Genomic DNA, 24209 nt, shown 5'->3' with positions numbered 1-24209 from the left:
AAATACGCGGTGGCCTTTTTTAGGATGTCGCGCTCCTCGGAGACCCGCGCCAGCTCCCGCTTCAGCCGCCGGATCTCGGCATCCTTCTCCGTGTCACCCGACACCGCCTTCGCGAACTTGCGCCTCCAGGCATAGAGCGAATGCGTGCTCACCCCGAGCCGCTCCGAAACCTCCTTGGCCGGGTAGCCCCGCTCCGTGATCTGCGCGACCGCATCGCGCTTGAACTCGTCAGTAAAATTGCCTGTGCCCATCATGGCCTCCTTGCCTCAAAATTAGCGAAGAAGGCGTCCACGAAACATGGGGCTATTCAGTTTGAGCCGAAGCTGGTCGAGGATGTTCTGTTGGGTCTCAACCCGGGTCTGACGAAAAGGCGGTTCTGTGAAGTTCTTTCGCTGGATGATGCGAGTTTCGATGATCTCCAAGCCTCTGGATCTCTCAACACTGCCCATCGAGTTGACGGCAGATGGGATCCGCTTGTTGCGCAAGAAATTGTCGATTACCTCCTGGTCGGAGCTCAGCCAATGGCGCGGCTTTCGGCAGGATGGCATTCGCTCGGTGGCGCGGCGCAGGTCTTGGATGTCAGCTTTGGTGAGATCATCGAGAGGATCCGGACCGGGAAGCTGAACTGGATCGGACGTTACACAAAGGCATCGAGCTTTGCCTCCATCCTGGTGAATGTGACCACCGGTAAGGGCGGTGAGATTTCGGCGGAGATGTTTGCCCAGTCTCAGGGCGTGTCATTCACCGAGATGCTGAGCTTTCTGCGGCGCAGGCATTCGCCAGCCGAGATCGGACAGCGCGAAAAAGGTCGCAAGGACCGGATCAGCCTCTCGGCGGCCCAGGTCGCAAGCTTCCATGAGAATTTCATCAGCTTCTGCGCCCTTGGTCTTGCTGTGAAACAGGGGTGGGTTGAGCTCAGGCAGCAGTTAGAGAACGCAGGGGTCGCGGCAGTCCCTGGAAGCCCGCAGATCTATAGAAAGACCGATGTCCGGCATCTTCTCGACAATGCAGTACAGTTAGAAGCCGAGTTCCCTATGAAATACAGTCTCTAAAAATAAATACCCGGCCAAAGGCGGATATTTCTTGACAGGGCTTGCGCACGCTATTCCTTGCTTTTGCGCACACTATTCATTTCTTAGGCTCTTCTGCCTTACGCGTCCGCTAGCATCGGCTGGCCAGCGACATAAGTCTGCCGGATCGCGCGGTCGTCGCCCATGATCTGCAGGATGAAGAGCTCCTCGGCGAGGGTCTCGGCACGCTCCATGCGGAGGGCCATGGCGGGGGTCGAGCGGGCATCCAGCACGATGAAATCGGCGTCAGTGCCGGGGGCGAGCGTGCCGATCTGGTCTTCCATCCCAAGGGCGATGGCATTGCCGCGGGTCGCCCAGTGAAAGGCAGCGAAGGGGTGGAGCTTCTGGCCGCGAAGCTGGAGGATCTTGTAGCCCTCGTTCAGGGTTTGCAGCATCGAATAGCTGGTACCGCCGCCGATGTCGGTGGCGATGCCGCTGACGACGCCCGCGGCGCGCAGGCCTGCCTCGTCGAAAAGGCCAGAGCCGAGGAAGAGGTTCGAGGTCGGGCAGAAGACGGCGCGGCTGCCGGTTTCGGCCATGCGGGCGATCTCGCGCGGCTCGAGATGGATCGAGTGGCCGAGGAGGAGTTTGTCGGATAGAAGGCCGTAGGTCTCGTAGATGTCGAGGTAGTCGCGGGCCTCTGGGTAAAGGTCCAGCGTGAAGGCGATCTCATCCAGGTTTTCGGAAAGATGGGTCTGGATGTGGCAATCGGGATGCTCGCGGACGAGCTGGCCCGCCATTTCCATCTGCTCGGGCGTCGAGGTGATCGCGAAACGGGGGGTGATCGCATAGCGCTGGCGGCCACGGCCGTGCCATTTCTCGATCAAGGCCTTGCTGTCGTCATAGCCTGATTGAGGTGTGTCGAGGACGGCTTCGGGGGCGTTGCGGTCCATCATGACCTTGCCCGCGATCATCGCCATATTGCGGGCCTCGGCCGCCGAGAAGAGCGCCTCGGCGGATTGCGGATGGACCGAGCAGAAGGCGACCGCCGTGGTGGTGCCATGCGCGACCAGCAGGTCGAGGAATTTCTCGGCCATTGCGGGGGCGTGGCCTTGCTGGGCGAAACGGGCTTCCTCGGGGAAGGTATAGGTGTTGAGCCAGTCCAGAAGCTGCGCGCCCCAGCTGGCCACGACCTGCACCTGCGGGAAGTGCATATGCGTGTCAATGAAGCCCGGCAGGATCAGATGCGGGCGGTGATCGATCTCGGTCAGGTCCGGCGCGGGCGGGTATTTGGCGCGCAAATCGGCATAGGGGCCGATGGCCAGAATCTTGCCGTTCTCGACCAGGATCGCGCCGTCTTCATGATAGGTGAAGGCGTTTTCTGTCTCGGTGGGGTCGGCGTGAAAGGAGAGGGTACGTCCCTGGATCAGCTGTCGCATGGGTATTTGTTCAACGCAGAAATGGGGGCTTTGGTCAGTGCCGCGATCAGCTCGGCGGCGGTGAAGGCGGCGATGATCTCGGGGCGCTTGTCATGGGAGAAGCCGGCGCCGATGGGGCAGATGAGGGCGGTCGTGTTGGCACCCTGCTGGCGGGCGAAGGTGCAGAAGCGGGCGCGTTTGGTCTTGCTGCCGATCATGCCGACGTAAGGCGCGTCGGGGCGTTTGAGGGCTTCGACCCCGAGCAGGAAATCGAGCGCATGGTCATGGGTCAGAATGACGTAGCTGCTGCCGGGGGGGGCCGCGCGGACCTCGGCTTCGGGGAGAGGGGTCAGCCGGGTTTCGCAGCCGCTGGCCAGCGCCAGTTCATCGGCGCGCTGGTCGATGAGGATCGGGCGCAGCGGCAGGAGGGCGAGGGCGCGGGCCAGTGCGCGGCCGACATGGCCCGCCCCGAAGATCAGGACCTGCGGGAGGTTTTGAGGGGCACCGGTTTCATCGGTGCGGGCGAGGCTGAGTTCCACGCGGCCGCCGCAGCATTGGCCGATCTCGGGGCCGAGGGGGATGTTCATCCGGGCCTGCGCCTCATCCCGCGCCAGCATCTGGCGGGCGCGGTCGATGGCCATATATTCCAGCTGGCCGCCGCCGATGGTGCCCTGCGTGGCCGAGGCGGTGACAAACATCGCCGCCCCGGTTTCGCGCGGGGTCGAACCCCAGGTGCCGGTGACCTCGACGCGGATCATGACCGCAGCCGCTCGATGGCCATGAGGACGCGTTCGGGGGTGGCCGGCGCATCGAGGCAGGGGTTTTCGCGGTAGTCGTTGAACGAGGCGACCGCCATGTTCAACGCCTCGAAGACCGAGATCCCCAGCATGAAGGGCGGCTCGCCCACGGCCTTGGAGCGCTTGATCGTCTTTTCGCGGTTCACCGACCAGTCGGCGAGCCGCACGTTGAAGACCTTCGGGCGGTCCGAGGCCAGCGGGATCTTATAGGTTGAGGGCGCATGCGTGCGCAGCCGACCTTTGCCGTCCCACCAGAGCTCTTCCGAGGTGAGCCAGCCCGTTCCCTGCACGAAGGCGCCTTCGACCTGACCCTTGTCGATGATCGGGTTCAGGCTGCGGCCCACGTCATGCAGCACATCCGCGCGCTCGATCACATATTCGCCGGTCAGCGTGTCGACCGAGACCTCGGCGCAGGCGGCACCATAGGCGAAGTAATAGAACGGATGCCCGCGTCCGGTCGCCCGGTCCCAGTGGATCTTGGGCGTCTTGTAGAAGCCCGCAGCCGACAGATGGATCCGCGCCACATAGGCCGCTTTGATGAATTCATCGAAGGGCATCTGATGTGGGCCGATCTGGACGGTTTCGCCGATGCGCACCTCTTCCACCGAGACGCCCTTCATCTCGGCCGCGAAAGCGGTCAGGCGTTCGAGAAGCTGGCGGCAGGCGTCCTGCGCGGCCATGCCGTTCAGGTCGGTCCCCGAAGAGGCCGCCGTGGCCGAGGTGTTCGGCACCTTTTCCGTCGTCGTCTTGGTGATCTGGATGCGGTGGAAGTTCACGCCCAGAGCCTCGGCCACGACCTGCGCGACCTTGGTGTTCAGGCCCTGGCCCATCTCGGTCCCGCCATGGTTCAGGTGCACCGAGCCGTCCGAATAGATGTGGATCAGCGCGCCCGCCTGGTTGAACCAGGTCGCGGTGAAGCTGATGCCGAACTTGACCGGGGTCAGCGCGATGCCCTTGCGGATGGTGCCGCCCTTGGCGTTCCAGTCGATCACCGCCTGACGGCGCGCCTGATAATCGCTGGAGGCCTCGAGATCCTCGAAGATGCGCGGCAGGATTTGATCCTCGACCGGCTGGTGATAGGGCGTCAGCTGGCCGTTTTCATAGAGGTTCAGCTTGCGGATCTCGAGCGGGTCGCGGCCAAGGGTATAGGCGATTTCCTCGATCATCCGCTCGGCGGCGATGACGCCCTGCGGGCCGCCGAAGCCGCGAAACGCCGTGTTCGAGACGGTGTTCGTCTTCATCGGATGGCTGCGCAACTCGACCGCCGGATAGTAATAGGCGTTGTCGGCGTGAAACAGCGCGCGGTCCGTCACCGGGCCCGAGAGGTCGGCCGAAAAGCCGCAGCGCGCATACCAGTCGCCGCTGACGGCGTGGATCTTGCCGCTGTCGTCGAAGCCGATTTCGTAGTCGATCACGAAATCATGGCGCTTGCCGGTGGCGGTCATGTCGTCGTCGCGGTCGGGGCGCAGCTTGACGGCGCGGTTGAGCCGCTTGGCCGCAACGGCAGCCACGCAGGCGAAGAGGTTCATCTGCGTTTCCTTGCCGCCGAACCCGCCACCCATGCGGCGCACGTTCACCACGACCGCGCTGGCCGGGACGTCCAGCACATGCGAGACCATGTGCTGCACCTCGCTGGGGTGCTGGGTCGAGACGAAGATCGAGACCTCGGGCCCTTCGCCGGGGATGGCCATGGCGATCTGGCCTTCCAGATAGAAGTGGTCCTGACCGCCGACCGTCATGCGGTTCTTGATGCGACGGGGGGCGGCGGCCATGGCGGGCTCAAGCTCGCCGCGCCGCAGGGTCATCGGTTCGGTGACATAACCCATGCCCGCATCGCGCGCGGCAATCAGGTCCAGAACGAAGGGCAGCTCTTCATAGGTGACGCGCGCCAGCTTGCAGGCGCGGCGGGCCAGATCGCGGGTCTCGGCGATGACGGCGAAGATCGGCTGGCCCAGAAACTGCACCTCGGGGTCGGCGAAGATCGGATCGTCATTCTTGCCGTTCGGGCTGACGTCATTGACGCCGGGCAGCTCTTTCGCGGTCAGCACATCGACCACGCCCGGAGCGGCGCGCACGGCCGAGAGGTCAAGCTCGGTGATGCGGCCATGGGCGATTTCGGAAAGGCCCAGATAGGCGTGGACCATGCGCGCGGGGCCGACCAGATCGTCGGTATATTCGGCGGTGCCGGTCACATGCTTTTCGGCCGAGTCATGCTGGATCGAGCTATGGGCGGCACCGAAGATCTGAACGTCCTGTTTCATTCGGCTCTCCTCAGGCGAGGTTCTTCGCCGGCCTGTTCAAGCCAGAAACGACGGAAGAAGTTGGCTGCAAGCTGTTGACGATACTCGGCACTGGCGCGCCAGTCGCTGAGCGGCTGGAAGTCGTTGGCGACGGCTTTGGCGGCGGCCTCGAAGGTGTCCTTGGTGAAGGGCTGGCCGTTCAGCGCGGCCTCCGCATGGCTGGCGCGCTTGGGGATACCGGCCATGCCGCCGAAGGCCACGCGGGCGTCGATGATGGTCGCGCCATCGGTTTCGACGCGGAAGGCGGCGGCCGAGGCGGTGATGTCGGCGTGGTGGCGCTTGCTGACCTTATAGGCCGCGATCCGGGCCTTGCCCTTCAGCGGCATGCGGATGCTTTCGACGAATTCACCGGGGCGGCGGTCCTGCTTGCCGTATTCGATGAAGTAATCCTCAATCGGCACGACGCGCTGGCCTTCGGTGCTGCGCAGCGTGATCGAGGCGCCAAGCGCGATCAGCAGGGGCGGCGTCTCTCCGATGGGCGAGCCGTTGGCGATATTGCCGCCGATGGTGCCCGCGTTCCTGACCTGCCAGCCACCGATCCGCAGCCAGTAATCGACCGCTTCGGGGAAATGCGCGCGCAGCACGGGCTCGAACTCGGAATAGGTGACGCCTGCGCCGATGTTGATGTGATCACCGGCGATCTCGATGCGCTTCAGATCGGCCAGATGGCCGATGAACACGGCGGGCGAGATGTTGCGCAGGAATTTCGTCACCCACAGGCCCACATCGGTCGCGCCCGCGACGATGGTGGCTTTCGGGTTTTCGGCCAGCACCAACGCCAGATCGGCAGCATCGGCGGGCAGGATGACGCGGTCGTCGCCGCGGGCGGCCTCGACCCGGATGGCGGGCATCGCGGCCAGGCGGGCGGTGATGGCGTCGCGTTCGACGGCCAGTGCGTCCATGTTCTGGCCACCGGCCTCGGCGGCGGCGAAGGCAGCCTTCACGATGGGCTCATAGCCGGTGCAGCGGCAGAGGTTGCCCTGAAGCGCAGTCTCGATCTCAAGCATCGAGGGATGCGGGGTCTGCATCCAGAGGCCATACAGCGCCATGACGAAGCCCGGGGTGCAGAAGCCGCACTGACTGCCATGATGTTCGACCATCGCGCGCTGGACCGGGTGCAGCCCGCCATCCGTGCCGCGCAGATGCTCGATGGTGACGATATGGCAGCCGTGGCACGAGGCCAGGAAGCGGATGCAGGCGTTCACCGGCTCATAGCGCAGCGCGCCATCATGTAGCCGCCCGACCAATACGGTGCAGGCACCGCAGTCGCCTTCGGCGCAACCTTCCTTGGTTCCGGTCAGATGCCGGTCAAGCCGCAGAAAATCAAGCAGGGTGTCATGGGCACCAACCTCGGCGAGGCGGACGTCCCTGTCGTTCAGGATGAAGTGCAATTCGCTGCTCATTCGCTCCTCGCTGAGTGGCTGAGATGGACAAAGCCTAGATTCGAAAAAGCATTTGCGAAATTCCTGAATGAGAATAAGACTTTTTATCTAATCTTGAAAGAAAATGGTTTACCCTATGTCTTACCTTGAAAGTCTGCGGGTCTTTGTGCGCGTTGTCGAACTGGGCTCCATCACCTCCGGGGGCCGGGATCTGCGCATGTCGCCTGCGGTCGCCTCGAACCGGATCAAGGATCTTGAGGCGCGTTTCGGGGTGAGGCTGCTGAACCGGACGACGCGCAAGCTGGTCCCGACCGAGGTGGGCCGGGCCTTCTATGACAGCGCGCGCCGCGTCATCGAGACATTGGACGAGGCCGAGGCGGTGGTGTCGGGGTTTTCGGGCACGCCCCATGGCTCGATCCGGGTGACCGCGCCTCTGGGGCTGGGGCGGCGGATGCTGGCGCCTTTGGTGCCGCAGTTCTGCACCGAATATCCGGGAGTCGAGATCCGGCTGCGGCTGTCAGACCGCAACGTCGACATCATCGCCGATGGGATCGATCTGGCCTTCTTTCTGGGCGAGCCACAGGATTCCGCGCTGAAATGGCGCAGGATCGCGGAATGCAGGCGCGTGCTGGCGGCAACGCCCGACTATCTGTCCGTGCAGGGCGTGCCTGAGCAGCCCGAGGATCTGGCCCAGCACAACTGCCTGTTGCTGCGCTATCCCCGCAGCCCGGAATATTTCTGGATGCTGCAGACGCCCACCGGCCAGCAGAAGATGATGGTCAGCGGCCGCTTTGACGCGGATGACGGCGATGTGCTGACGGATTGGGCGCTGGCGGGGCAGGGGATCGTCAACCGCCCCCGCTATGAAGTGGCAGAGCACCTCGCCAGCGGAAGGCTGGTCGAGGTGCTGCCCGAATGTCCGCCGGTCCCGGCGCAGTTCGGCGTCCTGACACCACATCGGCGGCTGCAGGACCCGAAGGTGCGCATGTTCACGGATTTCGTCGCGCGTGAACTGCGCAATGCATTCTAGGCCCCAGATCCGGGCCTAGTGCGCGGCCTCAGTTCGAGGCGAAGGTTTTCGGCAGCGCGCGATACCAGTTGATGATCGCCTGACGCTCCTGCGGTTCCATGAACGAGACGTTGGCCGGGGGCATCGCATTGGTGACGCCCGCCTGAATGTAGATCTCGCGTGCGGCGCGGGTGATGTCGTCGGGGGTCTCCAGCAGCACGCCCTTGGGGGCGGTGTGGATGCCCTCATACCCCGGCTCACGCGCGTGGCACATCGAGCAGCGGCCCAGCACCGCGCCCGAAGCCTCGTCCCAGCCGGGCGTGTCGATCATCGCCTGCTGGGTGGGGGTCAGGATGCGGGCTTCCGATTCCTCGACAGTCTGGCGCAGCATCGGCGCGGTCGACAGCCACATGACGCCGATGAACAGGATCACCGTCACGGCCCAGGTCCACCACAGCATGCCCTTGCCTGCATGCATCGAGTTGAAGAAGTGGCGGATGGTCACGCCCATCAGGAAGATCAGCGCGGCGATCAGCCAGTTGAATTCCGATGCGAAGGCCAGCGGATAGTGGTTCGACAGCATCAGGAAGACGACCGGCAGGGTCAGGTAGTTGTTATGCGTCGAACGCAGCTTGGCGATCTTGCCGTACTTGGGATCAGCCGGACGGCCCGCTTTCAGGTCCGCCACCACGATGCGCTGGTTCGGCATGATGATGAAGAACACGTTGGCCGTCATGATCGTCGCGGTGAACGCACCCAGATGCAGCATGACTGCGCGGCCGGTGAAGACCTGGTTATAGGCCCAGCCCATGGCGACCAGCAGAACGAACAGCAGCAGCATCAAGAGCGTAGGCTTTTCACCCAGCGGCGATTTGCACAGGTTGGTATAGACCAGCCAGCCGATCGACAGCGAACCGGCCGAGATCAGGATCGCCTGCCAGGGCAGCAGTTCCATCTTGGCGGGGTCGATCAGGAACAGCTCGGACCCGGCCCAATAGGTGACCATCAGAAGCGCGGCCCCCGAGATCCAGGTCATGTAGCTTTCCCATTTGAACCAGATCAGATGCTCGGGCATCCGCTCGGGCGCAACGAGGTATTTCTGGATGTGGTAGAACCCACCCCCGTGAACCTGCCATTCCTCTCCGTGCGCACCTGCAGGCAGGCCCGGCGCCTTGCGCAGGCCAAGGTCCAGCGCGACGAAATAGAAAGATGACCCGATCCAGCAGATGGCGGTCACGACGTGGGTCCAGCGGATGGCGAAGGCCAGCCAGTCCCAGATGACGGCAAAGTCGGACATTATGAACTCCTTGTTTGCGGAAAACCTAACGCAGAGGCGGAAATTCTAACATTGGCGTGATCGCCGGTGCTGTCTTAAGAATTCGTTGAAAATCCTTCAGCGCAGCCGGCATGCAGGAATGGAAAGGTCCGGAAGTTCCGGACCAATCCTCGCATGATTTCAACGCGATTACAAAGGGATCAGCTGCCCCGATAGGTCGAGAAGCCGTAGGGCGAAATCAACAGCGGAACGTGGTAATGGTCCTGCTGGGCCATGCCGAAGCGCAGCGGCACCTGATCCAGGAAGCGCGGATTTTCGCCCTCATTGCCCTGAGCGTCCAGCCAGTCGCCGACGTGGAAGACCAGCTCATAAGTGCCGGGCTCGAAGCGCTCGGCGGGCAGGATATGGGCATTGGTGCGGCCGTCGTCGTTCGTCACCGTCTCGTTCAGCAGTTCGCGCGAAGTGCCATCGATGCGGTAAAGCTCGATCCGCAGGCCCTCGGCCGGGCGGCCGGTGGCGGTATCAAGCACGTGTGTCGTCAGATAGCCCGTCATCGGAAGGGTCCTTTCGTAATGGTCAAGGGCGCGGCCTGCGCGCCCTCTTGGCTGCCGGGCATCCCCGTTTCAGACGGAGGCTTGCCCAAGATTTCCCACCAGTTCAAGCACCAGAGACGCGGCCCCGGCCAAGGCGGTTTCGAATATGCAGGTGGCGGGCCGTGACCCGCCACCCGTGATGAAGGCTGCCGCCGGCAGCGCGTGCTGTCCGGCAGCAGGATCGGGCGTCAGTGCGCTTCGGCGGCGTGGGCAGCCTTGCGCGCATCATCCGCGTTCTCTTGCGGGGCGCCGTTGAAGTACCAGTTCAGCAGCACCGCCGCGATGGCCGCAAGCAGGATGCCCGAATGGATCAGCGTGTGCATCGAATGCGGCAGCCACTGGTTGAAGTCGGGCGCCACCACCGGGATCATGCCCAGCCCCAGCGAGACCGCGACGATGAACAGGTTGTGCTTGTTGCCCTTGAAATCGACGTTCGACAGGATCCGAATGCCGGTTGCGGCGACCATGCCGAACATCACCAGACCCGCGCCGCCCAGAACCGTGGTCGGCAGCGATTCGACGATTGCGGCCATCTTGGGGATCAGCCCCAGCACGACCATGATCGCACCACCGGCCACGCAGACGAACCGAGAGCGCACGCCCGTCACCCCGACCAGACCGACGTTCTGGCTGAACGAGGTATAGGGGAAGGTATTGAACAATCCGCCGATCAGCGTGCCCAGACCGTCGACCCGCAGGCCCGCCGTCAGGTTGCGCCGCTCGATCTTGCGATTGCACAGCTCTCCGAGCGCCAGGAACATGCCGGTGGATTCGATCATCACCACGAACATGACCAGCGTCATCGTCAGGATCATCACCGGGTCAAAGATCGGCATACCGAAATGCAGGGGCTGGATGGGGGCGAACCAGGCGGCCTCGCCAACCTTGTGCAGGTCCATCATGCCCAGGCTTGCGGCCAGAATGCCGCCCACCACGATGCCCATCAGCACCGCGACGTTGGCGATGAAGCCCTTGCCGAAGCGCGCGATCAAGAGGATCGAGCCCAGCACCACAATCGCGATCATGATGCGCGGAAGTGAGGCGTATTCCGGGTTCATCACCGTCGGTGCCAACTTCACATCTGCAGGCACGCCGCCCGCCGCAATGGCGCTGTCGAGCCAGGCTTTCGCCTCGGGGCTGACCAGCTTCGGCGCGGTCGGGCCGACCGGCAGGCCGAAGATCCAGTTGATGCCCACGGGCAGCAGGCTGACGCCGATCACAAGGATCACCGTGCCCGTCACCACACTGGGGAAGAAACGCAAAAGCCTGCCTACCACCGGGGCGAACAGCATGGCTATGACGCCCGAGGCCATGATGGCCCCGAACATCATTCGGGCCCCGTCGGGACCGGGGTTGGCGTTGGCGATGGCGACCATCGGGCCAACGGCGGCGAAGGTCACGCCCATCATGACCGGCAAGCGGATGCCGAACCACTGGGTGACACCGAACGACTGGATGATCGTCACGATGCCGCAGACGAAAAGATCGGCCGAGATCAGAAAGGCCACATCGGCGGGTTCAAGCTGCAAGGCGCGCCCGACGATCAGCGGGACCGCGATGGCCCCCGCATACATGACCAGCACATGCTGAAACCCAAGGGTCAGCAAGCGCGGTGTGGCGATCCTTTCGTCGACCGGATCGAATCCGGCCGGCGGTGGTTTGTTCTGCTGCATCCTTAATCCTCCCCTGATTGGATGCGCCGCTTGCTGTCCTGTCAGATCTCGACGGTCAGTGCGACACCCTTCTGCTTGGCGATTTCGACGGATTTATGTGCCACGGCAAGGTCCTGAAGACCGACGCCCGTGCCGTCGAAAATGGTGACTTCCGCGTCGCCCCGGCCTTCGTGATCCCCGGTCACGACGGCGCCCAGCTCGTTGATCGCCTCCTCTGCGATCAGCCCCTGGGCGATGGCGTGCTGCGCCTCGCCGATCGAGATCGACTGCGCAACCTCATCGGTGAAGACGCGGGCGCGGGCGACCAGCGCGGCGTCCAGTTCCTGCTTGCCCTTGGTGTCGGTGCCCATGGCCGCGATATGCGTGGGGCCCTTCACATGGGAATCCATCAACAGCGGCGAGAAGGCCGAGGTGATCGAGATGATCACATCCGCTTCCGAACCCAGACGATCCAGCTCGACCGCCTCGAAGGGCAGGCCCAGTTCGGCAGCGGTATCGGCCAGACGGGTCAGCATCTCGGGATGCGGGTTCCAGCCGATGACCTTCTCGAAATTATGGACGCGGGCAGCGGCGCGCATCTGGAAGGCCGACTGATGGCCTGCACCGATCATGCCCAGCACCTTGGCACCCTTCGGGGCCAGATACTTGATCGAGACGGCCGAGGCCGCCGCGGTGCGCAGCGCGGTCAGAAGGTTGCCGCCGACAGCCGCCGAAACGCGGCCGGTATCGGGGTCGAACAGGAACACGGTCGACTGATGGTTGATCAGATTGTGTTTCTGGTTGTTCGGCCAATATCCCCCGGCCTTCAGGCCGAGGGACAGACCGGCAGCGTCAAAGCCGCCCTTGAACCCGTAAAGCGCGTCTTCATAGCCGATGGCTTCGCGCACGACGGGGAAGTTATAGGCCTTGCGGCGGGCCATCGAGGCGAAAACCGCCTCGATCGCCTCGAATGCCGCGTCCGGGGTCATCAGCCCGGCGATTTCCTTTTCGGGAACAACATACATCAGTAAGCCTTTCCGCGTGCCGAGACCGGCCAGACCACCTCGACCTTGCCGTTCCGCACGCCCACGTACCAATCATGGACGTTGCAGGTCGGATCGCAATGGCCGGGAACCAGTTTCAGCTTTTCATTGACCTTCAGGACACCGTTCGGATCGTCGACGACGCCATGCTCGTCCGAGCATTTGATGTATTTCACATCGTCGCGGCCATAGATGAAGGGCAGACCCGAGTCGACCGACTGCGCCTTCAGGCCAGCGTCAACGACGGCGAGGTTCGGTTTCGCATGGCTCATGACCGAGGTCAGGATGAAGAGCGCGTTCTCCCATTCGCCCGCGTCGATGCGCTTGCCCTCCTGGTCATGGATGCGGCCGTAATCGGCGTCCATGAAGGCGTAAGAGCCGCACTGAAGCTCGTTATACACGCCCGAGTTCGATTCGAAGTAGTACGAACCCGTGCCGCCACCCGAGACGAATTCCGGGCTGAGGCCTGCCGCGTCCAGCGCGTCGACGGATTCCTGCACCTGAGCAATGGCCGCGTCGAGTTTCGCCTTGCGATCCTCATAGCTGTCCATGTGCTGCATCGCGCCCTGATAGGCTTGGATGCCTTTGAAGGTCAGGTTCGGCGCAGCGGCTGCCGCTTTAGCGATCTCGACCACCGCATCGGCGGTTTTCACGCCGCAACGACCGGCGCCGCAGTCGATCTCGACGAAGATGCCCAGTTCGGTGCCGTGCTTCTGCGCGGCGGCCGAGAGATCGGCGATGTTCGCGACATCATCGACGCAGACCGTGACGGTCGAGCCCAGCTTCGGCAGGCGGGCCAGTCGGTCGATCTTGGCCGGGTCGCGGACCTCGTTCGTGACCAGCACGTCCTTGATGCCGCCACGGGCGAAGACTTCCGCTTCCGAGACCTTCTGACAGCAGACGCCGACCGAACCGCCAAGGCGCTCCTGCAGCTTCTGGACATCAACCGATTTGTGCATCTTGCCGTGGCTGCGGTGGCGCATGTTATGCGCCTTGGCGTAGTCGCCCATCTTCTTGACGTTGCGCTCGAGCGCGTCGAGATCAAGGATTAGACAGGGCGTCTGGATGTCTTTTTCATCCATGCCGGGCAGGGCGGGGATGTCGAAACCGACCTCGTAACCCGCGAAATCTGCTTTTGCGTTCATGGCTTGCTCCTTAGTTCCAGGGCAGCTTGTCAAGATCGACATTGCCGCCGGTGATGATGAGACCGACACGCTTGCCGGCAAAAAGGTCGCGGTTCTTGAGGATCGTGGCCAGCGGCACGGCGCTTGACGGCTCCATCACAATCTTCATGCGCTTCCAGATCAGCTTCATCGCCTCGACGATTTCGTCTTCTGTGGCGGTGAGAATGTCCGAGACATTGTTCCTGACGAAATGCCAGGTCAGTTCCTTGAGCGGCACCTTCAACCCGTCGGCGACGGTGTTCGGTGCGTCATCGGCGATGATGCGGCCTGCGCGGAAGCTGCGGGCAGCGTCGTCGGCGTTCAGCGGCTCTGCCGCATAGATGCGGGTCTTCGGCGCAAGGTTCGAGAGCGTGAGGCACGTGCCCGAGATCATGCCGCCACCACCGATGGGGGCGACGACTGCGTCCAGACCTTCAACCTGCTCGATCAGCTCGGCCGAGCAGGTGGCCTGACCGGCGATCACCCGCCAGTCATTATAGGGGTGCACGAATTCGGCCCCGCTTTCGGCGACGACTTCGGCAAAGACCGCCTCGCGCGATGAGGTCGAGGGTTCGCATTCCACGACCCGCCCGCCATAGCCCTTGACCGCATCCTTCTTGGCCTGTGGCGCGGTGCGCGGCATGACGACGGTGCAGGGAATGCCCCGGCGGCCCGCCGCATAGGAAAGGCAGGTGCCGTGGTTGCCACTCGAATGAGTGGCAACGCCCTTTGCAGCCTGTTCATCGGTCAGCGAAAACACCGCATTCGAGGCGCCGCGGGCCTTGAAGGCCCCGGCTTTCTGCAGGTTCTCGCATTTGAAGAACAACTCGGCCCCGGTCAGCTCATTGATGAAGCGCGAGGTCAGGACCGGCGTGCGGTGGACGTAAGGGGTGATCCGCTCACGTGCCGCATACATGTCCCCGAGATTGGGGATGTAGAAGGGATCAACGTCCAGCATCTCAGGCGGCTTTCTTCTGCGCAGCCTTGGCGGCGTTGCGATAGACGTCCTGAGCGGCGGCGACGCCCGAACCCAGCTGGATCGGCAGGCCCTCGTCGGCCATGACCATCTCGGCGACGGCCAGACCCGACAGCGCCATGGCGTCGGTCAGGCTGCCAAGGTGGCCGATGCGGAACACCTTGCCTGCGACCTGGCCGAGACCGGTGCCGAAGGCCATGTCATAGGTCTCCAGTGCGCGGCTGACGATCTTGTTGGCGTCGAAGCCTTCCGGAACCAGAATGGCGCTGACCGTGTCCGAATAAAGCTCGGGGCGGCGGGCGCAGAGCTCCAGACCCCAGGCCTTGACGGCGGCGCGAACGCCCGAGGCGATGCGGTTGTGGCGGGCGAAGACGTTCTCCAGACCCTCATCCATCAGCATCGTGACGGCGTGGTTCAGGCCGTTGATCAGGCCGACCGGCGGCGTGTAGGGGTAGCCGTTGCGGGCATAGCCGGTCGCCATGTCGCGGATGTCGAAGAAGGTGCGCGGCAGGCGGGCGCTCTCGACCGCTTCCATCGCCTTGGGCGAGAAGCCGGTGATCGCCAGACCCGGGGGCAGCATGAAGCCTTTCTGGCTGCCGGTGATGGCAACGTCGACGCCCCATTCATCCATGCGGAAGTCCATCGAGCCGATCGAGCTGACACCATCGACGAAGAGCATCGCCGGGTGTTTTGCATTGTCGAGCGCACGGCGAACAGCAGCGATGTCCGAGCGAACGCCGGTGGCGGTCTCGTTATGCGTGGCCAGAACGACGCGGATCTCGTGGCCCTTGTCGGCGGTCAGGATTTCCTCGAACCGGTCGGCGGGGATGCCTTCACCCCAGGGGGTTTCGACGAAGGTGACGTCCAGACCGTGGCGCTGGCACATGTCGATCCAGCGATGGCTGAACATGCCGTTGCGCGCGGCCAGAACCTTGTCGCCTGCCGACAGGGTGTTGGTGATCGCGGTTTCCCAGCCGCCGGTGCCGGTCGACGGGAACAGGAAGATTTCGCCCTTGGTGGTCTTCAGGACCTTCTTCACACCTTCAAGTGCCGGGTGCAGCATGCGGCCGAACACCGGCGAGCGGTGGTCGATCGTCGGCATGTCGACGGCTTTGCGCAGGGCTTCGGGAATGTTGGTCGGGCCGGGAATGAAAATCGGGTTCTGGCTGGTCATGTCAAATCCTCTCCTCTTTCATCACAAGGTAGTACAGCAGAGTAAATTACACAATTTTTCTGAAAAACATTTCGCAATGACAGAAAAATGTGTTAAATCGAAAGGAAATCAGGTGGTTGGTCTTTTCCGACCTTCCGGCATGATTTTCGCGGAAACGAATAATAATCATCAAGGAAGTGTTGATAATGCGGGAAGTGCGTAAAAGAGGCCGGCCGAAGAACGTCGGAACCCCGGATGAGGCAGGCGGCGTCAAGGCGCTGGAGCGGGCGCTGGATGTGCTGGATCTGCTGGCGGCCTCGAACGGGCTGACCCTGACCGAGATTGCCAAGGCACTGGGCACCGCGCCCTCGACCATCCACCGCGTTCTGACGACGCTGGATGCGCGCGGCGTGGCGGAGAGCGACCCGATCACGCAGGCCTGGCACATCGGCCCCTCGGCCTTCCGGCATGGCACTGCCTTCATGCGCCGCTCGAGCATTGTTGAACGGGCCCGCCCGATCATGCGCCGCTTGATGGAAGCCACCGGAGAGACGGCGAACCTTGGCATCCTGAACGGCGATGCGGTCCTGTTTCTCAGCCAGGTCGAGACGCATGAGACGATCCGCGCCTTCTTCCCGCCGGGCACGCGCTCGCCCTTCCATGCCTCGGGGATCGGCAAGGCGCTGCTGGCGCATGCCAAGCCCGATGTGCTGAGGCAGATCCTGGACGACGCGGTGCTGAGCCGTTTCACCGACAAGACCCTGACCGAGCGGGATGCGCTTCTGGCCGATCTGGAGGTCACGCGGACGCGCGGCTATTCCTTCGACGATGAGGAGCGCACGCTGGGCATGCGCTGCATCGCGGCGCCGGTCTATGATCTGGCAGGTGAGGCGGTGGCGGGCATCTCGGTCTCGGGGCCCATGCATCGGATGACCGAAGATCGCTGCGGAAAAATTGCCGAAGCGGTGATGGTCGCGGCGCAGGATCTGTCTTTGGGCATCCCGTCCCGCAGTTGATTCTCAACGGTTCCGTCCGCGCGGCATACTGAAATCATTCATAAAAGTTAAAGGAGTGCCACAAACTCAGGCCCGCATCGGCAGATTCACGCCCAATTCACGCCACCTTCAATACCTTGGGTCGCAGGAGGCAATTTCGCCTTCAGGGACCGAACAGCTGCCTTGCTCCGGATGAGGCGCATCATCTCGCTGTCATGCGTGAGGAATTGAAACATGGATGACTTTGTACCGAGTTTTAGCCAGTGTCGCCTGCTTCATGCCGAGCAAGGCATTTTTCTGACTCCCTGCGGCGATCCGGCCATCATCTGCGACCAGTTTGCAGCCGAAATGCCCCCGGATCGCGAAAAGATCTATGGCGCCTGCAGCATCGAAAGCTTCCGCGCGGCGGGGGCCCTGCACGAGGCGCATCAGGACGCCGGTGGCTTCCTTGATGAGGTCGACCGCTACGACACGCCGAACTTCTGGCGCCGTGACGCGGGCGTCAAATCCTGGACCTATGCGGGCAAGGGCGTCGCGCAGGGGCAGGACCTCAGCGATGACATGGATGCGGTGCGGGTGTTCTATCATGCCGGGCACGGCGCCACGGATGAGGACGGGACCTTCCATGCGCCCATGGGCGCGCTCTGGGACGGCAGCGGGGCCACGACCTCATCGCGCGACATGAGCTTTGGCGAAAGGTCGCTGCGTTACCTTTTCTGGTCGGCCAGCGAGTCGATGCGCGTTAGTGACGGGCACAGCCCCATCTGCACCTGGGGGCGGGCCAATCGCGGCACGCGCATGATGTTCGGCTTTGGCGGCTCGGCCTGGGATTCGGGGAATTACGGGCGCTATTTCTGGCAGCACTGGCGCATGGGCAAAAGCTTCAGCCAGTCCTGGCTGGATGCGTCCTGGGACGTCTCGCATGCGCAAGCGCCGGTCGCGGTCGCCTGCGGGGCCAGCTCGGACGAGGCTGCCGACCGGCTGTTCGCGGAAAGCCGGTTTCAATCGGCCCCGGTCGCCACCGATTGGTGGTGGTGGCGCTGGTACGAGCCCGAGACCCGCCTGATTCGCGAACCGCATGACGCGCTGCCTGCCGATTTCGGCCTGCTGCGCCTTGTCCCGGCGGCCGAGGACGGGGCCATTGCGAAATCGGTGATCGAACATCTGGGCCTTGCGCGCCGGGGTGAGATCGGCCCCGAGGGGCTGAAGCTGCGGCACGGCCAGATGGAGCTGGCCTGCATGCCCGACGGTCGCGTCTCACTGCTGTTGCAGCGCAGCGCGCGGGCAGAGGTTCCGCATATGCGGCTGCACCGGCGCCTGCTGGTGGCCCGCGCCCGTTCCGCCCTTCGGCGCTATGGCTTCGTGCATCCCGACATCGATCTGGTCTTTGACCGGGTGGCGCTGGGCATGTCCTGCGCGGCGACCCTGCAGGGCAGCGGTCAGGTGATCGCGCCGGCGATTGATGAGGTGATCGTCCAGTTCCGCCAGTCGGTGAACGGCGCGCCCGTCATCTCGCCCGAGGCGGGGGCGGTGCGCGTGGCGCTGACTGGCGACGGCACGGTCCTGCGCATCGATTGCAGCCTGCGCCGGGTGGTCAGCGTCACGCCGACGCATGCCTACGCGCCCGAGGGCCGCGACCTCACCCATCCGCGGGACCTGCGCCCGGTGCAGGATGACATGGCCCAGATCTCGGCCCGGCTGCTGCGCGATCTGTCCGCCCGGGGTGCTGCACCCTTGCAGCTGCGGCTGCTGCCCGGAGAGGCCGAGCTTGGCTACTGCATCCGCAGCAACACCGGGCGCATGACCGCGCGTCAGGGGATCGAGATCGAATGTGCGAAAGGTTTCAGGAAGTGCAGCTGGATCAGTTCCTCGATTGACGACTGATCCCACCCGCCCGGAGAGGTGGCAACTCTCCGGGCAACGAATTTGCGCAGGAACTCGATCAGGAAGGGTGTAGCGAGTGGCCGACTTTACGCGTTCGGAACTGGTGCGGCGGATCGCGACGGGCGGGTCATTGCGACTTGTCGGCGCGGATCTGTCGCATCTGGATATGTCGGGGCTGGCGCTGAGCGGGGCCGACCTGTCCTATGCGAACCTGAGCCATGCGGATCTGGAGGGCGCGACGCTGACGGGGGCCAGCCTCTGGTCGGCGCGCGCGCAAAGGGCACGTATGCGGGGCGCGAACCTCAGTTCGGCGCAGCTGGGGCTGGCAGACCTCAAGGACGCGGATCTGCGCGATGCTGTGCTGGTCGAATGTGACCTGACCGGGGCGCGGCTGGATGGGGCGGATCTGTCACGCTCGCGTCTGGACGGCACCTGGCTCGACACGATGCAGCGGGCGCTGGCCATCGGCGCGCCTCCGACGCGCTTTCCCCAGCCGCAGCGGGCCGAGACGCATATGCTGTCGATGGACTACCCCCGCGATCTCATTGAGATGCGCCGCAGCGACCGGTTGCAACTGCGCTATTCGCAAGAGGCGCCGCCCGAGATTGAGCTGACCTCGCTTTGGGGGGACGAAACCGTTCTGCGCCATGTCGCCGATGGCGATGGGCTGGCGCAAAAGCAGCTTCTGTATGTGGCGACCGGTCGCGGCAGGGTCCGGGTCGAGGCCAGCTTTCCGGACGGGACCCAGACCATTTCCTTCGATGTGGAGGTGTGTTGATGCGTGCGCGTCTAAAGGCCCGATTTGGTGATGCCCAGAAGCCCCGCCGTGCGCAAGGTGGCGGCGGGGTAGTCGGGCGCGGCCATCAGCTCCAGATTGAAGTCGGGCTCGATCTGGCGCAGGCGACGCAGGGCATCGGCGGCCCCGGCCTCATCGCCGCGATTGTAGCGCAGGGCAGCAAGAAAGCGCAGCGAGGGCCGGTTGTCGGGCGAGAAGGTATAGGCGGCGGCCGCCGCATTCTCGGCATCGCCCAGACGGCCCAGCCGGACCAGCGCCACGGCGCGTCGCATCAGCCAGCTGGAGGGCCCAAGGGCCGCCAGCGCACCGCGCGCGCCGTGTTCGGCGGCTTCCAGCGCCTCGGCATCGCGGCCGACGTCGATATAGGCCTGGGAGAGCGCATTCCAGGCCAGTTCGCTGTCGGGATCGATCCGCAGCGCTGCCTGCGCCAGCTCCAGCGCCGCCACGGCATCACGCCGCCACGAGGCGGAAAGCGAGGCGACTGCCAGCACGACCGGATGGTTCGGGGCCAGCGCCCGTGCTTGGGAGGAGAAGGTCAGCGCCTCTTCGGCGCAGGTCTCGGGGTCGTCAGTCAGGCGTTCGAAGATCAGCGTATTGCGCAGATAGGACCGCAGCGCCATGCCGACGCCGGTCGGGGCCTCTTCCTCTTGCCGTGCGATCATCTGATCGGCCGACAGCAGCCGGTCCCGCGAATAGCTGAAGACATCCCAGATCGGATAGCTGGTCCAGTCGGTCGAGGCCGTCCGGCGCGCCCGGTCCAGCAGTGCGACCGTCGTCTGGGCGACGGCGTGGCGGATCGACTCGGTCATCTCTCCGTGGTGGATGGTGAAGCGGCGGGTCCAGTACTGCTCGCGGGTGCGCAGGTCGCGCATGATGATCATCAGCGAACAATCCGGGCCCAGCGGATAGCAGAAGGCATTGAGCGAGCTGCCCACGGTTTGGCCGGGGTCGGGCGGGCTGGTCGCCAGCACGGCGGGGATCATGTCGCAGGCGCGCGCAGCGGCCTCGTTCACGATCATCTCGCCGATGACGCGGGCATGGGAATCATTGCTTTCGACGGGGTCCAGCCAGACGACGTAATGCGCGCGCTGGGGCTCGGACAGGCGGCTGGTGTCGGGGCCATCGCGCGGTTGAACCGGATGCATCTCCTCGGGCGTCAAGCGCAGACGCATGTCGCGCAGCCAGTCGTCGAATTCGGGGTCGGGAATGTCGATGTCGGCGGCGAATTCCAGCGGCATACCCCCGGCGTCATAGACCGGGGTCAGGTCGATGCGCACAAGCTCGGTATTGAGGCCCACCCAGCCGACGCCCGTGATCAGCAGATCACGCTTTTCCTGCAGCGATCCGCGCAGCTCGCGCAGCATCTGGCGCAGACTGTCCGATCCCTGCTGTGCGCTGCGATCACTCCAGAGTTGATCCTGAAGTCGGGCGCGATTCATCCTCAGATCAGGCGCGGTACCCAGCAGCGCAAGCGCCCCACGGGCCTTCTGCCCACGCGGGGTCAGATCGCGACCATCAGAGGTACGCAAATGGACTGCGCCCATGAGACTGAGGATTGCTTGCATGCGGTCTACCAGAGGGCGAAAATCTGAACGCGATTATAGCGCGTTCGGCGTAAAACCGAGACTTTTAATCAAAGGGAGGTAGAGAAAATCATGGCATTGCTGAACGCGCAGAATGCGCAAAATGCACAGAACGCACAAAATGCGCAGAATGCGCAAAGTGCAGGCGCCGGCTTTTCAACCGCGCAGCTAGGTATGGCGCTGATGATCGCCCGAGAGGGAATCGTCGGCGATGAGCCTGCGGTGGCGGCGACGCCTCAGCGGGAAAAGCTGGACCCGCTGGCAAGGCTGCGGCGGCTTGAGCCCGAATTCGCCCATGCGATCCTGATGAGTGAGCTTCTGGAAAGCCTCTCGGTCACCCCGTCTGAGGATGATCCGCTGACGCAGGTCAAGATCTTTGGCCGGGACGCCAGCGGCACACAGCAGGTCCTGATGACCATCGGCCTGCCCAGCGACGCCGAATTCGCCAAGGAACTGCCGCTGATGATGGGCTATGCGCAGTTGCGGGGCGAGCGTCTGGCCGAGATCGACACGCAGGCCGCCGACATCGTGCCCTTCTTCGAGGCGATCCTGCCGATCGGCAGGCTGCGCGCCCACTCGATCCAGATGCTGATCGCGCTGGCGATGGATCTGTCGACCTCGCTGGTGCAGCGCGCCAAGCTGGCCTTTGCCGCGCCGCGCCCCGCCATGCTGAGCGACAAGGTGCAACCGATGATCTCGTCCCCTGTGCATGGCAGCTATCCCAGCGGGCATGCGACGCAGGCCTATGCGGTGGCGACGCTGCTGACGCTCTTGTCGGGACCGGGGGGCAAGCCCCCGGCCAATGTGACCTCGACCAGCCAGCTTTTCCGCATGGCCACCCGGATCGCGATGAACCGCACGGTCGCCGGGGTGCATTTCCCCAGCGATGGCGTGGCGGGCGCGCTTCTGGGCATCACGGTCGCCCATCGCATCGCTGCCTGTGCCTTCACGCCCAAGAAGGGCAAGCCCAAGCCCAAACTGCCGCGCTTTGACTTCCGCGCCGAGAGATGGGGCGAGACCGCGCCCGGCGAAAGCCGTGACTTCACGCTGGCGCGTCTCTGCGAGGTGCTTCAGGGGGGCGATCCCAGTCTGATCATCGACGCCATGCCCTCGGCCCCGAAAGAGCCGCTGACCAGCGCCCTCTGGGCGGCTGGCATCAAGGATTGGAGCGAGAGATGGAGCTGAAACGCGACACGCCCTTGACCTGGGTTCCGGCAACCGGGCCTGAGGCTGAAGGGTTCCGTCAGGACAGCGTGCCCCTGCTGGCCTATTCGCTTTACCCGCCGAGTGGCTACAACGGATTGCGCCGGGCCGAGGATGACACCCGCGCCAGATATTACCGGCAGGCGATGGAGGCGCTGATCGACTCGGCCTTCGACGAACCTCGGCAAGAGGGAGCGGAGGTGACAATGCCTCCGGTTTTAGACCGATGATCGCGCTTTCCACACTGGACGCGTTCGAGCCGCTTCTGGCCAATCTGCCGATGTTCGCGCCCCTGGACAGCCTTCCGCCGCCGGATGGGTTGGGGCTTATCTTGCCCTCCGAGATGCTGTCGCGCGATGCGCTTCCTGAGGATCTGGATGCGGTGACCATCGTCGCGGTGATCGACCATGCGATTCCCTTCGCGCATCGGCTGTTCACCACGCCCGATGGCTACAGCCGCTGTGCCAGCATCTGGATTCAGGATGCCGCCAAGGATGTGACGCAGACCGACATCCCTTTCGGGCGCGAGGTCAGGGGCACCACCATCGATCAATTGCGCGGCCTGCCGGACGGGCCGGTCAACCGCGATGGCGATTCCGTCTATCGCGCGCTGGGCCAGATGGACCCGCAATGGCTGGGCCGCGCGGCCACGCTGATCCAGGACCGAAGCCATGGCGCGGCAGTCGCGACCATCGCGGCGGGGTATGAGCCCGGCGATGCGGCCGGGCTGAACCATCCGCTGATAGCGGTCTCGCTGCCGGAATGGGTGGTGGCGGATACCTCGGGCGGCTATTCGCCCCTGTTCATCCAGATCGCGGTGGTCTTCATCGTGGCGCGGGCGCGTGAACTGGCGCAGGAGATGTCGCGGATCGCGGGCGCCAAGGTCAAGCCACGCATGGTGGTGAACCTGTCTTACGGAATCACGGCGGGGGCGCGGGACGGCAGCTCGCTTCTGGAGCAGATGCAGGACCTGATCGCCGAGCATGCTGGTGCCGATCTGGGGCAGGTGCAATTCGTCCTTGCGGTCGGAAACTCGCGCGAGGAGCGGCTGCACGCCGTTCTGACCCCGGGGCAGGAACTGGCTTGGCAGATCCTGCCCGACGATCCGACCGAAAGCCAGGTCGAGATCTGGGGCCCGCCCGAGCCGACCTGTCCCGAGGCGCTGAAGCTGGCCGTGACCCTGCCCAACGGGCAATCGGTCACCACCGCGTTCCAGCCGCCGAACGGGCCGCTGGGCCAGATCGCGCGGCTGAAGGACAGCCGGGGGCGCGAGCTTGCGCGCTTCATGCTGCAGCGCAGGGCGGTGCTGGACGGCTTCCGGCAATGCCTGACCGTCATCCTGCCGCCGACCACGGGGCCAGAGCAGGGCGACCGCGCGCCGGTCGGGCTGTGGCAGCTGAAGCTGGTGAAGGCCTCCGGTGCCTGCAGCTTCGATATCCAGCGCGATGACAAGATCCCGGGCTTTCGCGGCGGCGGGCGGCAGACGATCTTCCGCGATCCGCGCTATCAGGCCCGGCAACCGGACGGATTGTGGATCGACCGTGACCCGCAGCCTGCGGACTGTCTGGTGCGGCGCAATGGCACGCTGAACGCTTATGCGGGCGGGACGCGGCAGATCCGGGCCGGGGCGGCGATCCTGAACGCCGTGCCGGGGCAGGGGGCGCCGATCTCGCATTACTGCTCACTGCTCGATACGGGATTGGGCGGCGATATCGTTATGGCGGGGGACCGGGGGAATGCCGCTTATGGGCTGAACCTGCCGGGCGTGAGGGGCAGCGCGATGCAGACGGTGACCGGCACCAGCATCACCGCGCCGCAGGTCACCCGCTGGCTGTCGGGGAAACTGTCGGCGGGCGACAACCTGCAATCGCGAGCGCAGATCGTTGCGGCCGCGCAGGCCTCGGCCCGGCCCGGCAGCGTGCCGCCGCTGGTCGACACCGATCTGCCATGGCGCTGGAACGGGCAGGGCGAGTGAG

At 64.3% G+C, this 24209-nt stretch carries 21 protein-coding genes; 8 read left to right on the top strand and 13 right to left on the bottom strand.

Annotated elements, in window-relative coordinates; translation table 11 throughout:
• A partial coding sequence (locus tag IQ24_RS14265; protein ID WP_242008196.1) for a transposase occupies positions 1 to 251 on the bottom strand: 251 nt, incomplete at its 3' end.
• Positions 252 to 341: 90 nt separating this feature from the next.
• Here IQ24_RS14265 and IQ24_RS14260 point away from each other — a divergent pair.
• Complete coding sequence (locus tag IQ24_RS14260; RefSeq protein WP_145398948.1) at positions 342 to 1052, top strand: hypothetical protein; 711 nt, start codon at positions 342 to 344, stop codon at positions 1050 to 1052.
• Positions 1053 to 1150: 98 nt separating this feature from the next.
• On the opposite strand, the gene guaD is transcribed toward IQ24_RS14260, so the two are convergent.
• The 4 genes from guaD to xdhA are packed head-to-tail and all read right to left on the bottom strand — an operon-like array spanning position 1151 to position 6928.
• On the bottom strand, positions 1151 to 2449 hold the full coding sequence (gene guaD, locus IQ24_RS14255; protein ID WP_145398946.1) for a guanine deaminase: 1299 nt from the start codon (positions 2447 to 2449) through the stop codon (positions 1151 to 1153).
• On the bottom strand, positions 2437 to 3186 hold the full coding sequence (xdhC, locus tag IQ24_RS14250; protein WP_145398944.1) for a xanthine dehydrogenase accessory protein XdhC: 750 nt from the start codon (positions 3184 to 3186) through the stop codon (positions 2437 to 2439). The genes guaD and xdhC overlap by 13 nt, the downstream gene beginning before the upstream one ends.
• On the bottom strand, positions 3183 to 5486 hold the full coding sequence (xdhB, locus tag IQ24_RS14245; protein ID WP_145398942.1) for a xanthine dehydrogenase molybdopterin binding subunit: 2304 nt from the start codon (positions 5484 to 5486) through the stop codon (positions 3183 to 3185). The genes xdhC and xdhB overlap by 4 nt, the downstream gene beginning before the upstream one ends.
• Positions 5483 to 6928: a xanthine dehydrogenase small subunit gene (gene xdhA, locus IQ24_RS14240; protein ID WP_145398940.1), complete on the bottom strand. Its 1446-nt coding sequence runs from the start codon at positions 6926 to 6928 to the stop codon at positions 5483 to 5485. The genes xdhB and xdhA overlap by 4 nt, the downstream gene beginning before the upstream one ends.
• Before the next feature lie 115 nt (positions 6929 to 7043).
• On the opposite strand from xdhA, the gene IQ24_RS14235 reads away from it, so the two are divergent.
• Positions 7044 to 7937: a LysR family transcriptional regulator gene (locus IQ24_RS14235; protein WP_145398938.1), complete on the top strand. Its 894-nt coding sequence runs from the start codon at positions 7044 to 7046 to the stop codon at positions 7935 to 7937.
• A gap of 28 nt (positions 7938 to 7965) precedes the next feature.
• Here the strand turns inward: IQ24_RS14235 and IQ24_RS14230 are convergent, their stop codons facing one another.
• The 7 genes from IQ24_RS14230 to bhcA all read right to left on the bottom strand — a co-directional run bounded on the left by IQ24_RS14230 (position 7966) and on the right by bhcA (position 15793).
• The gene (locus tag IQ24_RS14230) at positions 7966 to 9213 is read right to left on the bottom strand and encodes a urate hydroxylase PuuD (protein ID WP_145398936.1); all 1248 of its coding nucleotides are present in this window, start codon (positions 9211 to 9213) and stop codon (positions 7966 to 7968) included.
• Between the two features lie 179 nt (positions 9214 to 9392).
• Positions 9393 to 9746: a hydroxyisourate hydrolase gene (gene uraH / locus IQ24_RS14225; protein WP_145398934.1), complete on the bottom strand. Its 354-nt coding sequence runs from the start codon at positions 9744 to 9746 to the stop codon at positions 9393 to 9395.
• Between the two features lie 227 nt (positions 9747 to 9973).
• A complete protein-coding gene (locus IQ24_RS14220) occupies positions 9974 to 11458 on the bottom strand; it encodes a nucleobase:cation symporter-2 family protein (protein WP_145398932.1) in 1485 nt (494 codons plus the stop codon).
• Between the two features lie 41 nt (positions 11459 to 11499).
• Positions 11500 to 12462, bottom strand: coding sequence for an iminosuccinate reductase BhcD (gene bhcD / locus IQ24_RS14215; RefSeq protein WP_145398930.1), 963 nt, complete (start codon positions 12460 to 12462; stop codon positions 11500 to 11502).
• A complete protein-coding gene (bhcC, locus tag IQ24_RS14210; protein ID WP_145398928.1) occupies positions 12462 to 13625 on the bottom strand; it encodes a 3-hydroxy-D-aspartate aldolase BhcC in 1164 nt (387 codons plus the stop codon). Before bhcC ends, bhcD begins: the two co-directional genes overlap by 1 nt.
• Positions 13626 to 13635: 10 nt before the next feature.
• Positions 13636 to 14601: a beta-hydroxyaspartate dehydratase BhcB gene (gene bhcB / locus IQ24_RS14205; protein ID WP_145398926.1), complete on the bottom strand. Its 966-nt coding sequence runs from the start codon at positions 14599 to 14601 to the stop codon at positions 13636 to 13638.
• Position 14602: 1 nt separating this feature from the next.
• Positions 14603 to 15793 carry an L-aspartate--glyoxylate aminotransferase BhcA gene (gene bhcA, locus IQ24_RS14200; RefSeq protein WP_145398924.1) on the bottom strand — a complete coding sequence of 397 codons (1191 nt, stop codon included), beginning with the start codon at positions 15791 to 15793 and terminating at the stop codon, positions 14603 to 14605.
• Between the two features lie 182 nt (positions 15794 to 15975).
• On the opposite strand from bhcA, the gene bhcR reads away from it, so the two are divergent.
• The 3 genes from bhcR to IQ24_RS20520 all read left to right on the top strand — a co-directional run bounded on the left by bhcR (position 15976) and on the right by IQ24_RS20520 (position 19429).
• Entirely contained in the window at positions 15976 to 16788 is an 813-nt protein-coding gene (gene bhcR, locus IQ24_RS14195; RefSeq protein ID WP_145398961.1) for an HTH-type transcriptional regulator BhcR, read from the top strand.
• 213 nt (positions 16789 to 17001) lie between these two features.
• Positions 17002 to 18651, top strand: coding sequence for a DUF6345 domain-containing protein (locus IQ24_RS14190; protein WP_145398922.1), 1650 nt, complete (start codon positions 17002 to 17004; stop codon positions 18649 to 18651).
• A 76-nt stretch (positions 18652 to 18727) separates the two neighbouring features.
• Complete coding sequence (locus IQ24_RS20520; RefSeq protein ID WP_145398920.1) at positions 18728 to 19429, top strand: pentapeptide repeat-containing protein; 702 nt, start codon at positions 18728 to 18730, stop codon at positions 19427 to 19429.
• Positions 19430 to 19440: 11 nt separating this feature from the next.
• Here IQ24_RS20520 and IQ24_RS14180 read toward each other — a convergent pair whose 3' ends face one another.
• A complete protein-coding gene (locus IQ24_RS14180) occupies positions 19441 to 20976 on the bottom strand; it encodes an SARP family transcriptional regulator (RefSeq protein WP_242008192.1) in 1536 nt (511 codons plus the stop codon).
• 126 nt (positions 20977 to 21102) lie between these two features.
• Between IQ24_RS14180 and IQ24_RS14175 the strand changes: the two genes are divergently transcribed.
• From IQ24_RS14175 to IQ24_RS14165, 3 genes are read left to right on the top strand one after another with little or no spacing between them, the layout of a single operon-like run.
• Positions 21103 to 22215 (top strand): phosphatase PAP2 family protein, encoded by a 1113-nt coding sequence (locus tag IQ24_RS14175; protein ID WP_145398916.1) that lies wholly within the window; start codon positions 21103 to 21105, stop codon positions 22213 to 22215.
• Entirely contained in the window at positions 22206 to 22463 is a 258-nt protein-coding gene (locus IQ24_RS14170; RefSeq protein WP_145398914.1) for a hypothetical protein, read from the top strand. The genes IQ24_RS14175 and IQ24_RS14170 overlap by 10 nt, the downstream gene beginning before the upstream one ends.
• Positions 22460 to 24208 carry a S8 family serine peptidase gene (locus IQ24_RS14165; RefSeq protein WP_145398913.1) on the top strand — a complete coding sequence of 583 codons (1749 nt, stop codon included), beginning with the start codon at positions 22460 to 22462 and terminating at the stop codon, positions 24206 to 24208. Before IQ24_RS14170 ends, IQ24_RS14165 begins: the two co-directional genes overlap by 4 nt.
• Position 24209 lies beyond the last annotated feature (1 nt).

Origin of the sequence: Paracoccus sulfuroxidans, from assembly GCF_007830335.1 — a bacterium.
In the GTDB taxonomy this organism is placed as follows: Bacteria; Pseudomonadota; Alphaproteobacteria; order Rhodobacterales; family Rhodobacteraceae; genus Paracoccus; species Paracoccus sulfuroxidans.
The sequence above is the reverse complement of the archived record's forward strand: the minus strand, read 5'-3'. Positions and strand labels throughout refer to the sequence as shown.